This window comes from Streptomyces desertarenae, assembly GCF_042681365.1.
Classification (GTDB): domain Bacteria; phylum Actinomycetota; class Actinomycetes; order Streptomycetales; family Streptomycetaceae; genus Streptomyces; species Streptomyces desertarenae.
Genome location: NZ_JBHUFU010000001.1, coordinates 438,234 through 451,440, shown reverse-complemented (window position 1 = coordinate 451,440; position 13,207 = coordinate 438,234). Strand labels below are relative to the sequence as shown.

General features: G+C 74.5%; 6 protein-coding genes. 3 read left to right on the top strand and 3 right to left on the bottom strand.

Translation table 11 applies throughout. The features are described 5' to 3' along the window. Positions 1 to 39: 39 nt before the first annotated feature. Positions 40 to 3,135: an alpha-N-acetylglucosaminidase gene (locus ACFSJS_RS01945; protein ID WP_380896761.1), complete on the top strand. Its 3,096-nt coding sequence runs from the start codon at positions 40 to 42 to the stop codon at positions 3,133 to 3,135. Between the two features lie 19 nt (positions 3,136 to 3,154). On the opposite strand, the gene ACFSJS_RS01940 is transcribed toward ACFSJS_RS01945, so the two are convergent. Next, positions 3,155 to 3,763 carry a GNAT family N-acetyltransferase gene (locus ACFSJS_RS01940; RefSeq protein WP_380895954.1) on the bottom strand — a complete coding sequence of 203 codons (609 nt, stop codon included), beginning with the start codon at positions 3,761 to 3,763 and terminating at the stop codon, positions 3,155 to 3,157. 163 nt (positions 3,764 to 3,926) lie between these two features. Here ACFSJS_RS01940 and ACFSJS_RS01935 point away from each other — a divergent pair, with 163 nt between their 5' ends. Both ACFSJS_RS01935 and ACFSJS_RS01930 read left to right on the top strand, forming a co-directional pair. Continuing rightward, positions 3,927 to 4,706: a TetR/AcrR family transcriptional regulator gene (locus tag ACFSJS_RS01935; protein ID WP_380895952.1), complete on the top strand. Its 780-nt coding sequence runs from the start codon at positions 3,927 to 3,929 to the stop codon at positions 4,704 to 4,706. A gap of 9 nt (positions 4,707 to 4,715) precedes the next feature. Next, complete coding sequence (locus ACFSJS_RS01930; protein ID WP_380895950.1) at positions 4,716 to 5,552, top strand: DUF4253 domain-containing protein; 837 nt, start codon at positions 4,716 to 4,718, stop codon at positions 5,550 to 5,552. Positions 5,553 to 5,634: 82 nt separating this feature from the next. Here ACFSJS_RS01930 and pulA read toward each other — a convergent pair whose 3' ends face one another. Next, positions 5,635 to 10,998 carry a pullulanase-type alpha-1,6-glucosidase gene (gene pulA / locus ACFSJS_RS01925; RefSeq protein ID WP_380896759.1) on the bottom strand — a complete coding sequence of 1,788 codons (5,364 nt, stop codon included), beginning with the start codon at positions 10,996 to 10,998 and terminating at the stop codon, positions 5,635 to 5,637. Between the two features lie 214 nt (positions 10,999 to 11,212). Further along, positions 11,213 to 12,913: a carbohydrate-binding module family 20 domain-containing protein gene (locus ACFSJS_RS01920; protein ID WP_380895948.1), complete on the bottom strand. Its 1,701-nt coding sequence runs from the start codon at positions 12,911 to 12,913 to the stop codon at positions 11,213 to 11,215. Positions 12,914 to 13,207 lie beyond the last annotated feature (294 nt).

Below are 13,207 nucleotides of genomic sequence, written 5' to 3'. Positions count from 1 at the left end.
GCGGACGGCGCGGCGGCGCACGGGCCCTCCAGGCGGCTGCTGCTGGGGGCCGGGACGGTGGTGGCCTCCCTGGCCGCGGCGGTCGGCCCGGGCCCGGCGGGCATCGGCGGCGGCACGGCGGCCGCGGCGGCACGGCCCTTCGCCACGGGCCCGGCCGCGGCGGCGCTGAACCGGCTGCTGCCGGACCACGCCGGCCAGTTCCGGCTGGTGCCGCTCCCGGTGCGCGACGGGGTGGAGCGCTTCTCGGTCACGGGGACGGCCGGACGGATCGAGGTGGCCGGGACGAGTCCGGCCGTGCTCCTCACCGGGGTCCACTGGTACCTGAAGGAGGTCTGCTCGGCGCACGTCTCCTGGGCGGGGAGCAACCTGTCGCTGCCCGCGACGCTGCCTGCGCCCGCGCGCCCTCTGGAGCGCTCCACCACCCTGCCCAACCGGTTCGCGCTCAACGACACCAACGACGGCTACACCCGCCCGTACGCGGACTGGGCGTACTGGGAGCGCCTCATCGACGTCCTCGCCCTGAACGGCTGCAACCAGGTGCTGGTCATCGCCGGGCAGGAGGCCGTCTACCACCGGCTGCTGAGGGACTTCGGCTACTCGGACGCCGAGGCGCGCCGCTGGCTGCCCGCCCCCTCCCACCAGCCGTGGTGGCACCTGCAGAACCTCAGCGGCTACGGCGGGCCGCTCAGCCCGGCCCTGATCGAGGCGCGGGTGGAGCTGGGCCGCCGCATCACCGGCCGGCTGCGGGAGCTGGGCATGCACCCGGTGCTGCCCGGCTACTACGGAACGGTGCCGCGCGACTTCGCCTCGCGCGTCCCCGGCGCCCGCACCGTCCCCCAGGGCACCTGGCACGGATTCGCCCGGCCCGACTGGCTGGACCCGCGCACCGGCGCCTTCGCCGAGGCGGCCGCCTCCTTCTACCGGCACCAGCGGGAGCTGTTCGGCGAGGCGTCGCACTTCAAGATGGACCTGCTGCACGAGGGCGGGACCGCGGGCGGCGTGCCGGTGGCGGACGCGGCGCGGGGCGTGGAGGCCGCGCTGCGGCGGGCCCACCCGGAGGCGGTGTGGGTGATCCTGGGCTGGCAGGACAATCCGCGGCGCGAGCTGGTGGACGCCGTGGACAAGCGGCGGATGCTCATCGTCGACGGCATCTCCGAGCGCACCGAGACCGTCTCCGACCGCGAGGCGGACTGGAACGGCACCCCCTACTGCTTCGGCTCGATCCCCAACTTCGGCGGGCGCACCCTGCTGGGGGCCAGGACCCACGTGTGGAACGAACGCTTCCACGCCTGGCGCGACAAGCCCGGCAGCGCCCTGGCGGGCACCGCGTACATGCCGGAGGCCGCCGACCGCGACCCGGCCGCCTTCGACTTCTTCTCCGAGCTGGCCTGGCGCGCGGAGCCGGTGGACCTGCCGGCCTGGTTCGAGCGGTACGCCGGGTACCGCTACGGCGGCCCGGACCCGGGGGCGCGCGGCGCCTGGCGGGCGCTGCACGACACCGCCTACCGGCACACGGCACACCTGTACGGCTTCGCCCACGACAGCCTCTTCGCCGCCCGCCCCGACCTGGCCGCCACGCGGGCCGGGCAGTACGGCCCCACCGAGACGGCCTACGACCCGGCGCGCTTCGACGCGGCGCTGGAGGGGCTGCTGGCGGTGGCCGCGGCCCGGCGCGGGAGCGACGCCTACCGCCACGACCTGGTGGACGTCGCCCGGCAGGCGCTGGCCAACCGCAGCCGGCTGCTGCTGCCGCAGCTGCGGTCGGCCTACGCCGGCGGCGACCTGGCCGGCTTCCGCGAGCTGTCGGCGTTGTGGCTGCGGCTGATGACGCTGGCCGACGAACTGGCCGGCACCCACCGGCTGTTCCTGCTGGGCCCGTGGACGGACGCGGCCCGCCGCGCGGGCACCTCGCCGGCCGAGGCGGCGGAGCTGGAGCGCACCGCCCGGGTGCTGCTGACGGTGTGGGACGGGCGGGCCACCTCCGACGCGGGGAGGCTGCACGACTACGCCAACCGCGACTGGCACGGGCTGATCGGCGACTTCTACCTGCCGCGCTGGCGGCGGTGGCTGGACGAGCTGGACGGGGCCCTGGCCTCGGGCGGCGAGCCCTCCCCGGTGGACTGGTACGCGGTGGAGGAGGCGTGGACGCGGGAGCGGAAGGAGTACCCGCTGCGGCCGGTGGGCGACCCGTACGCCACCGCCGTGCGGGTCCGCGACATGCTGGCCGGCGCCCCCTACCAGGGGGCGCTGGAGACGGCGGTGGACCCGGCGGCGGTGGCACCGGGCGGACGCGCCACGCTGACCGCCACCTTCGCCAACACCAACGGGCTGCGGGCGGCCGGGCCGGTGGAGCTGTCCCTGTCCGCGCCGCCCGGCACGCGGGCCGAGCCGCAGGGCCCCACCGCCGTCGACCGCGTCCCGCCCGGCGGGCGGACCCGGGCGCGCTGGCGCCTGACCGCGCCGGCCGGCGCCCTGGCGGAGCCGCTGCGCAAGCTGCCGTACGCGGTGGCGGCGGTGTACGGGGCCGAGGGCGGGCGGCGGGTGCGCACCCGGCTGGACGGTGCGCTGTTCCTGGCCGGGCCGCTGGGGGCGGGACTGCGCACGGTCTCCACCAACGGCGCGGTGTTCGGGCGGCTGGGCGACGCCTACGCCGTCCACGGCGGGGGCGCGGACCTGTGGAAGGGCACCGCCGAGTTCGGCGCCCTGTACCGGCCGGGCGGACTCGGGGCGGACGGCACGGTCACCGTGGCCGTCACCGCCCAGGAGGAGACCGGTCCGTGGGCCCGGGCCGGGATCTTCGTGCGCGGCGACCTGGCGCGGGCGGGCGCGCCGGGCTTCCTCAACCTGTCGGTGACCCCGGCCAACGGCGTGGTGCTGTCCTACGACTCCGACGGCGACGGCGCGCTGGACGCCTACCGCCGGATCACCGGCGTGCGGGCCCCGGTACTGCTGCGGCTGCGGCGCGCGGGGGCCGAGTACACCGGCGAGCTGTCCGCCGACGGCGGCACGTCCTGGCGGACCGTGGCGACGGTGCGGGTGCCGGGCGCGTCCGGGCGGCAGGACGTGGGGCTGGGCATGACGGCGGCCGGCGCGGCGAGCGGCACCGCCGAGTTCTCCGGGTGGCGGGTGGGCTGACCCCGGACCGCCGGGGTGCCTACGCGGCCCCGGGACCCTCCGGAACCCCGCCGGAGGGTCCCGGGACCGCCCCGGACCGCCGGGCGGCCCGCCACTCCGGCGCGAGGACCGACCAGACCTCCATGTCGTACCGCTCCCCCCGGTACAGGTAGCTCTCCCGCAGCACGCCCTCCCTGGTCATCCCGAGCCGCCGGGCCACGGCGATGCTGGCCCGGTTCGCCGCCGCGGCCACCCACTCCACGCGGTGGATGCCCCGCTCCTCGACGGCCCAGTCGATGATCACGCGCGCGGCCCGGGTCACCAGCCCCCTGCCCACCGCCGACGGCTCCAGCCAGCAGCCCGCCTCGGCGGTGCCCTGCGCGACGTCCATCGTCCGGAAGAGGACCCCGCCGACCAGCCCCTCCTCCGTCCGGATGCCGTAGATCCGCCCGGTGTCGGCCGCGGCCTTCTCGGCGTAGGACCGGAGGTACGAGCGGCTCGACTCCAGGTCCGTGACGATGTCGGGCAGCCCGACGTACCGCCCGATGAACTCCCGGCCCCGGTCCAGGTGGGCCAGGAACTCCTCGGCCTGCCACGGTTCGAGCGGGCACAGCAGGGCGCCGTCGTCGCCCAGGGACGTCGCGAACATCGTCACCCTCCACGGTTGCACCGGCTTCCCCGGCGCAGGGATCCTCGCACAGGCACCCGCGGGTCGGCACCGCGGTATCCGCCGCCCCGGCGGCCCGCCCTCCGGGACGGCGGCGGGAGCCGACGAGGGGTCCGGGCGCGGGCGGTCTCGCTAGGGTGTTCCCATGACCACCGGGGTACGCCGCAGGATGGGTGTCGAGGAACGTCGGCAGCAGCTCATCGACGTCGCACTGGCGTTATTCAGCGACCGTCCTCCCGAGGACGTCTCGATCGACGACATAGCCACCGCGGCCGGGATATCGCGGCCGCTGGTGTACCACTACTTCCCCGGCAAGTACAGCCTGTACGAGGCGGCCGTGCGGAAGGCCGCGGACGAGCTGTCGGCCCGTTTCGCCATCCCGGCCGAGGGCCCGTTCAGCATGCGGCTGCTGCAGGTGATGGGCCGTTACTTCGACTTCGCCGAGGAGCACGCCCCGGGCTTCTCGGCCCTGCTGCGCGGCGGTTCGGAGCGCAGCGGGGCCGTCGTGGAGGAGGTGCGGCAGGCGGCGTACGCCCAGCTCCTGGCGCACCTGGGGCTGGACTCCCCCGGGCCGCGCATGGCCCTGGTGGTCCGCTCCTGGATCGGCGTCGCCGAGACGACGGCCCTGAACTGGCTGGCGGACCGCTCGATACCCCGCCGGGAGCTGGAGCTCCGGCTCGTCCACGAGCTGTTGGCCCTGGCGGCGGTGTCGGCCGCCTACGACGCGGAGACCGCCCGGGTGCTGCGGCGCGTCCTGGCCCGGGAGCCCGCGGACGGGCCGTTCGGCGAGCTGGTGCGGCGGCTGCTGGCCCTGGTGCCCGGCGGCCTCGGGGACGGCGGGGACCGCGCGGACGGCGGGGACCGGATCCTCGGCGCCGTGCTCGGCGGTGCCGGGGCCGGGGACGCCGCCGAGGGCGGCCGGTAACGTCGGCGTGTGGCCGACACGACGAGGACCGGAACAGCGGATGCGCTGCGCTCGCTCGCGGCCTCGGCGGCGCTGGGGCCGGGCACGCTGATCGACCGGACGGTGCTGGGCAGGTGGCCCGAGCCGCTGCTGTGGCGCGCCGACGCTCCCGCGGCGCCGGAGTGCTGGGAGCGGGCGCTGCCGGTGCTGGAGGGCACCGGCCTGCGGCCCGTGCTGCTGGGCCGCGGCTCCCGCGGCACCGCCGTGGAGGACGACCTGCTGCCCGCCGGCGGCGGCGGTGGCGATCGGGAGCCGGACGCCTTCGCCGCGCTGGCCGCCTGGTGGCGCGAGCACGGGGCGCGGGAGCCGGACGGCGGGGCGGCGCTGCGCCCGTACGGCCGCCGGTGGCCCGGCCCGGCCCGCGCCCGCGCGGCCGTACGGCCCGGCGGCGGCGCGGAGCGGCACGGCCGCGCGGACGAGGCGGCCGCCTCGGTGGCCCGCTCCCTGGTGGAGCGCGGCCTCCTGCGCCGGCCGCGGCTGGCCCTGGTCCCGGCCCGGCGCAGCTCCGCGATACCCGCCGCGATCGGCTGGACGGGCGCCCTGGCGCACGGCGCGGACACCGCGCGGCGCACCGCCGTGCTGCGCTCCTGGGAGGAGCGGTTCGGGGTGCGGGTGGTGGCCCTGGAGACGGAGGCGCTGCACCTGTCGGTGCCGTCGCCGCCCCGCGACGCGGCGCAGGCGCTGCCGCTGGCCGCCGAGCACTACGCCTTCTGCCCCCTGGTGGTGCGGCAGGGGGCGGGGACGCTGGCGCGGTACGCGGAGAAGTGGCTGCCGGGCCGGGACCTGTGGTCGTTCTGGTGGGACTGAGCCGCGGCCCCGGAACGAGCGGGCGCGGCCGCCGGATCCCCGGCGGCCGCGCCCGTCCCGTGCTGCCTCCCGGTCGCGGTGCCTACCGTGCGGCGAACACCGCCACCGTGCGGGCCGGGACGGTGAAGGCGCCCCTGTCCGCGTCGAACGCGGCCTCCTTCACCACCGCGTCCGAGCCGGACGCCTGCACCGGGTGCAGGGCGTAGGAGGCGCCCCGGAGGGCGTCCACCGCCTGCGTCTGCCGCTCGGGGGTGGCGTTGAAGACGACCACCAGGTCGCGGTCGCCGTCCTCGACGCGCATGGTGATCACGCCCGGGGTCTCGTCCCTCCCCGACAGCGGGAAGGACAGGGCCCGCTGGACCTCGGCCGCCGTGGCCTGGCTGAAGGCCTCCTCGGTGGAGCGGATCGTCAGCAGGTCCCGGTAGGCGGCGGAGGCCCCCTCGATCTCCGTGCAGGACGGGGTGAGCGCGGCGGCCGTCAGCAGCGGCTCGGCGTAGGGCCACTTGTCCTGGTTGTCCCAGGCCGGCGGCAGTCCGCGGCCGAAGCCGTTGCCGGCCTCGCAGTTCCAGTGGACGGCGTTGAACCAGTCGCCGGAGTCGTAGGAGTTGCGGTCCAGCGACTTCGAGCGCAGCAGGTCGGTGCCCGCCTGGCTGAGGGCCGGTCCCTGGGAGAGGGCGGCGGTGGCCATGGCGATCACCTGCATGCGGGCGCGGTCGGCGGCCGGGGTGTCCTTCGGCAGCTTGAACGCCAGGGCGTCGTAGAGGGTCTCGTTGTCGTGGGCGTCGGCGTAGGCGAGGGCGTCGCCGGGGGCGTCGGCGTATCCGGCCGGTGAGCCGTTGTAGTCGACCTGGGAGCCCTTGACCTGCCGCCCGGAGGTGTCGGTGAAGGTGTAGTCGGCGAGGTTGCCGCTGAGCCCGACCTTGATCAGGTCCTGGTAGTGCAGCAGCCGCTCGCGCTGCTCCTCGCGGCTGCCGCCCGCGGCCGAGGAGTTGGGGTCGGTGTACAGGCCGCTGGCGAAGCCCTGGACGCCGGGGTCGGCGTCGAAGGGCCCGCCGCCGCGCACCGCGTCGCGGGCCCGGTCGGAGAAGGTGGCGATGCCGGTGCCGGCCATGTTCTTCTGGGTGGCCTGGACGAAGCGGGCGTCGTCGGCGACCTCGCCGAAGTTCCATCCCTCGCCGTACAGGACGATGCTCTTCCCGTCGACGCCGTCCTTCTCGACCGTGAGGGCGTCCAGCGCCTTCCGGACGGCCAGGATGTTCTCCTTGGGGTGGTGGCCCATCAGGTCGAAGCGGAAGCCGTCCACCTTGTACTGCCTGGCCCAGGTGACGATGGAGTCCACCGTGAGCTTGCCCATCATGGTGTTCTCGGGCGCGGTGTTGGCGCAGCAGGTGGAGGTGGCCACCGTGCCGTCCTCCAGCAGCCGGTGGTAGTAGCCGGGCACGATGCGGTCCAGGACGGACCTGCCGTCCTGCCCGGCGGCCATGGTGTGGTTGTAGACCACGTCCAGGACGACCCGCAGTCCGGCCCCGTTGAGGCCCTGGACCATCCTGCGGTACTCGACGGTGCGGGTGGTGCCGTCGGGATCGGTGGCGTACGAGCCCTCGGGCACGGTGTAGTGCAGCGGGTCGTAGCCCCAGTTGTAGGCGTCCTTGTCGCGGACCTCCCCGACGCACTCCTGCTGCCGGTCGGAGTCGGCGGGCAGGGCGGCCAGGTCGCAGCCGGGCTCGGCGCGGTCGGCGGCCCGCTCGGGGATGGAGGCGATGTCGAAGGAGGGCAGCAGGTGGACGTGGGTGGTGCCCGCGTCCGCCAGCTTCCTCAGGTGCCTCATGCCGTCCGAGGAGCCCTCGGTGAAGGCCAGGTAGCCGCCGCGGTGCCGCTCGTCCACCGTGGGGTCGGCGACGGAGAAGTCGCGGATGTGCAGCTCCTGGATCTGGGCGTCGCGCAGCGGCACCGCCGCCGGCTTGCGCAGCTCCTTCCAGCCCCGGGGGGCGAGCCCGGGGTCGTCCAGGTCCACCACCAGGCTCCGCTCGGAGTCGGTGGTCAGGGCGGTGGAGTAGGGGTCGGTGACCTTGTTGGTGACCAGCTTGCGCACCGAGGGCGCCCAGACCGTGACGAGGTAGCGGTACGGCTTGCCCCGCCAGCTGCGGTTGCCGCTCGCGCTCCAGACGCCGGTGGCGTCGTCGCGCCGCATCGCCACGGTGCGGCCGTCCAGTTCGAGGGCGACCTTCTGCGCGGTGGGGGCCCACACCGACAGGGTGGGGCGGCCGTGGCGGTCGAAGACCGGGCCGAGGGCGGCCCGCGCCGCCCTGGTGCCGTAGACGTCGTCGAGGACGCCGGCGATCTGGACGCCGGTCGCCGCCAGCAGCGCGCCCCCGGTGGTGCGCTGGGTGGCGATCAGCTGTCCGCGCAGGGCGGTGCGCACCCGGTCGCGGTCGCGCGGGTCGACGGTGAAGGCGGCGTACTCCGCCAGGTGCGGGAACCTCTTCCGCTGCTCCTCGGTCAGCCCGCCGGGGACCGGGTTCAGCCGCAGCCAGCGGCCCTCGTGGGACAGTGCGCCGTCCTCGACGGCGATGGTGCCCCGGGCGTCGTGGACCAGCTGCTGGCTGGTGGCGTCCGTGGCCTTGACCTTCCAGGCGACGGTGTTCCGGTCGATCCACTGGGCCTCGGCCCTGGAGAGGTCCAGTTCGGGGGCCTTGCCGGTGGTGGGCAGCAGGAAGCCGGGAGTGCCGCCCAGCTTCCACACCTCGCGGCCGTGGGTGGCGAAGTCCAGGGACTGGTCGGCGTTCTCGTCCTTCTGGTCGCCCCGGTGGATGATGTAGCTCAGCGACGTGGCGCCCTCGGCGAGCGGCACCTCGAAGGTGACGCCGAAGGCGTCCCGGCCCGTCGGCATCAGCGGCTCGGACCAGTCGGTGGGCCGGGCGGCGCCGGTCCAGGTGTGCAGGCCCCAGCCGTCGTAGTCGCCGTCCGCGCGGTGGTAGTGCAGGACGGCCTTCTTCCCGTCCTGCGGCGGGTAGACGCCCTCGGGCCGCTCGTGCAGGACCTCGCTCCCGCCCTGCTCGACCCACACCTCGCCGGTCCGGGACAGGTCGATCGTGCGCTCGGGGCCGTCGGCCACGCCGTCCTTGGCGATGGTGAACGGCAGCTCGGACCGGCCGTCGGCGACCTTGACCCAGGCGAAGGCGCCGTAGGCGTCGCGGCCGGTGAAGGCGGCGGTCTGCTCGCCGGAGACGAGCCTCCAGCCGTCGTAGTCGCCGTCGGCGCGCTGGTAGTGGACGACGGCCCAGTCCCGCTCGACCGCCGAGGGCTTCTCCTCGGGCGGGGCCTGGCCGGCGGTGGTCTGCGCCAGGTCGCTCGCGGTGCGCCCCCTGCCGTCGACCGCGACGGCCTTGTAGCGCAGCGGCGTTCCGGCCCGCACCTCCTCGCCCAGGTACTGGGTGACCTTGTAGGGGGCGTGGTCGGCGGTGCCGAGGGTCCGCCACGCGCCGTTGCCCACCTGAGCGGCGAAGACGACGCGGTTCAGGCCGTCCCCGCCGTCGACGTCGGCGGTGATCTCGACGGTGCCGGTGGCGCCCGCGGCGGGGGCCGCCAGCTCGACGGCGGGCGCGGCGGCCGGGGCGGGCAGCGGCCTCGCGGCCTTGAGGACGACGGTGGACAGGGCCGGGACGGTGACGGTCAGCCGGGCGTCGCCGCCGGTGCGGACGGTGGCGCCGCCGCCGCCGTGGATCCGGTCGAAGGCGGTGTCCGGGGAGCCGGTGGGGACCTCCACGGTGCGGGCCTTCTCGCTGTTGTTGGCGGCGACGAGGTACTCGGTGCGCCGCTCGGCATCGATGCGGGAGAAGGCGTAGACGCCCGGCCCGTCGCCCGCCTCGGCGTAGCGCTCGGTCTGGACGCCGTCGCGCAGGGCGGGGTGCTTCCGGGTGAGTTCGGACAGCGCGGCGATGGACCGGTAGAGGGGGTGCCGGGTGTCGTAGGCGTCCTCGGCGTGGGTGCGGTCGGTGCCGATCCGGTCGTTCCTCTCCGCGTCGAGGTAGGCGGGGGTCCGGGAGGCGAAGAGGGTCTGGCGGGCGTCCTGGTCGCCGCCGGCGCCGGTGAAGCCCTGCTCGTCGCCGTAGTAGACCACCGGGTTGCCGCGGGTGAGGAACATCAGCTCGTTGGCGAGCTTCGCCCGGCTCAGCAGTTCGGCGTCGCCGGCGCCGGGGTTGTCCTGGCGGATGAAGGCGCCGATGCGGCCCATGTCGTGGTTGCCGGTGAAGGTGACCTGCTCGTAGGCGTTGGACCGGCCGGTGGTGTAGCGGTGGTCCTGGGCGAACAGGTCCGAGAGCCTGCCCGCCGGTCCGCTCTGGGAGGCGTAGGAGCGGGCCGCCTCCTGGAAGCCGAAGTCGAGGGTGGCGTCGAGGTTGCCGCGGGTGACGTAGGGGGCCATCTGGGCGGGGTCGGAGGTGTAGACCTCGCCGAACATGAAGAAGTCCTCGCGGCCCTTCTTCGCGGCGTAGGCGTCCAGCGCCGCGGCCCACTGGGTCCAGAACTCCAGGTCGACGTGTTTGACCGTGTCGATGCGGAAGCCGTCGATCTGGAAGTCCCGCACCCAGCGCTGGTAGATCTTCTTCATGCCCTCGACGACCTCGGGGCGCTCGGTCCACAGGTCGTCCAGGCCGTGGAAGTCCCCGTTCAGGGAGCTCTCGCCGGCGAAGGTGGAGTCGCCGCGGTTGTGGTACATCGTCGGGTCGTTGAGCCAGGACGGGACCTTGGCGTCCTTCTCGTCCTCGGCGACCACGGGGGTGCGGGGGAAGGAGTCGCGGTCCACCTCCGGGAACTTCTCCCCGGCGGCGCGGCCGGTGTCGTCGAAGGGCTCGCCGTCCCTGGTGAGGTAGGGGAAGGCGCCCTCGGAGAGGTAGGAGGAGGACTTCTCCTCGTAGCCCACGACGTCGGCGGTGTGGTTGGTGATGACGTCGAAGAAGACCTTCATGCCCTTGCGGTGGGCCTTGTCGATCAGCTCGCGCAGCTCGTCGTTGGTGCCGAAGTGCGGGTCGACCCGGGTGAAGTCGGTGATCCAGTAGCCGTGGTAGCCGGCCGAGGCGTTCTCGCCCTCGCCCTGGACGGGCTTGTTCCTGAAGAGGGGGGCCATCCAGATGGCGGTGGTGCCCAGGCCCTTGACGTAGTCCAGCTTCTCGATCAGGCCGCGCAGGTCGCCGCCGTGGTAGAAGCCCTTGTGGGTGGGGTCGTACCCGGTGGCCAGGCGGCCGCCCTCCAGGCCGCCGCGGTCGTTGGAGCGGTCGCCGTTGGCGAAACGATCCGGCAGGACGAAGTAGAACTGCTCGCGCGTCAGGTCGTGCCGGGTGGGTTCGGCCGCCAGCCTCGCGTCGGACGGCGGCGGCGGCGGTGGTGGCGCCGCCTGGGCGGCGGGGGCCGCCGCGGTGATGAGCGTCGCGAGGAGGCCGGCCACGATGCTCGCGGCCCCTCCTCTGCGCGCCAGGGGACCTGTCACGGGTCGCTCTCCTCGGGTGCGGTGCGATGGGTCGGTGCGTGGGGGGGTGGAGGGGGAGTCCGCCGGGGCCCTGGCGGGGTGCGGTGGCGCGGCGGTCCGGGGCCGCCCGGCCCGCGGCGGGGATGGATGCGGGCCGGGCGGCTGGTCCTCGGTGCGCCGTGGGCGCCGGGGCCGGCTAGCTGCGCCAGGTGTCGTTCAGGGAGACCCTGCCGTCGGCGGGGACGGTGGCGGTGCGGTTGGCCCCGCCTTCCCAGACGACGTTGCCGCTGCCGTCCTTGCGGAGGTACTTGTACTGGAAGGTCGTTCCGGCGGGCAGGTCCACGTCCAGCTTCCACACCGGGTAGCCCGACGGGTCCAGCCGCGGGGCGCCGGCCGGGTTCCAGCCGCCCAGCTCGGCGCGGTCGCCGGTGACGTGGATGCTCTCGCCCCACGCCGTGGTGGCGCTGACGTTGAACGAGGCGCCGTCCGCGAAGTCCCCGGAGCCGCCGGAGCCGGAGCAGGTGCGGGCGCCCGTGTGCAGCGCCAGGGCCGTGCCGGAGCCGAGGGTGGCGGTGAACCGGCCGGAGCCGTCGACCCTCACCGTCCGCCCGCTCTGCACGTCGCAGTAGTCGCCGGCCGGCAGGGAGGTCTGGAAGGTCCGGCTCAGCGGGGAGCCCTCGTGGTTGATGACCACGTACGCCGCGGAGCCGCGGCCGAAGGCGATGGCGTCGCCCCCGTTGTCCCACCAGTCGGTGACGGCCTGCCCGCGGGCGGTGTTGCGGAAGGCCACCATGGAGGAGATCTCGCGCCAGGCGTGCTGGCACTTCCACCCGTCGCTGTAGCAGGCGTTCACCTGGCCGCCGTTGGGCGGCCCGGCGTCCTTGTCGCTCCACTCGTAGCCGGAGTGGACGTCCGGGGAGCCGTAGGGCCAGGCCAGCATGAAGACGTGCGCCAGGGTGTGGGCGGCGCCGTCCTTGTAGGTGAGGGTGTCGCCGACGCGCTCGGTGTCGTGGTTGGCGACGAAGACGGCGGACCGGTCGGAGGGCATGTAGCCCCAGTCCTCGCCGAAGTTCTTCAGGTAGGCGAGGTTCTCACCGGTGAAGACCCGCTTGAGGTCGCGGGCGTAGCGGAACTCCTGGACGTCGCCGCTGCCGAGGTACTCGCTCGGGGAGACCGCCTCGCCGGCGCCGTGGATGGCCTCGTGCTTCCAGTAGACGTCCGGCCTGGAGAGCCTGGACTTGATGGCGGCCAGGTCGCTCGCCGGCATGTGCTTGGCGGCGTCGATGCGGAAGCCGTCGACGCCGAGCGAGAGCAGGTCGTCGAGGTAGGCGGCGATGCGGTCGCGGACGTGGTCCTCGCCGGTGTCGAGGTCGGCGAGGCCGACCAGCTCGCAGTTCTGGACGTTGGCGCGGTTGCGGTAGTCGGTGATCTCAAGGCGGCAGTCGTCCATGTCCCTGCCGCTGTAGATGCCGGGGTAGTCGTACTTCGTGTACGGCGAGCCGCCGGTGCCGGTCCCGCTGCCGGCGGACATGTGGTTGACGACCGCGTCGGCGACGACCTTGACGCCCGCCGCGTGGCAGGTGTCGACCATGTTCCTGAAGGCGGCGCGGTCGCCGAGCCGGCCGGCGATCTTGTAGCTGACGGGCTGGTAGGAGGTCCACCACTGGCTGCCCCGGATGTGCTCCTGGGGCGGGGAGACCTGGACGTACCCGTAGCCGGCGGGGCCCAGGCTCTCCGTGCACGCCCTGGCGACCGAGGCGAACCTCCACTCGAACATCACCGCGGTGACGTCCCGGTTCCCGGGCGGGGCCGCCTGCGCCTGTCCGGGGACCGCGACGAGCGAGCCTGCCATGCCCGCGACAAGCGCGAGCGCGGCGGCTGCCGTTCTTCTGGCCACGTTTCCTCCTGTGGGGGAAGCAGATGCGTCATGCCTGCCTGGGGGCAACGCGCCGCGCCCGTAAGGCCGTGGGAGCTGAATGCTCTTGCTGCAAGAAGACTGAAAGTCCGTGCAAGTCTTCGCGCTGGAGACCGTAGACGCGCCCTTGACGGCCGTCAAGGCTTTGGACACATCCCGGAAACGTGATCGCCCTCTCTGCGCAATCTCTTTCGCAAGAGATTGCACGGTGCTACGTTCAACCACATTCCCGGCCCGGCCGGCCGGGGGTTTCCGCCACAGGAGCCCCACGCGCCC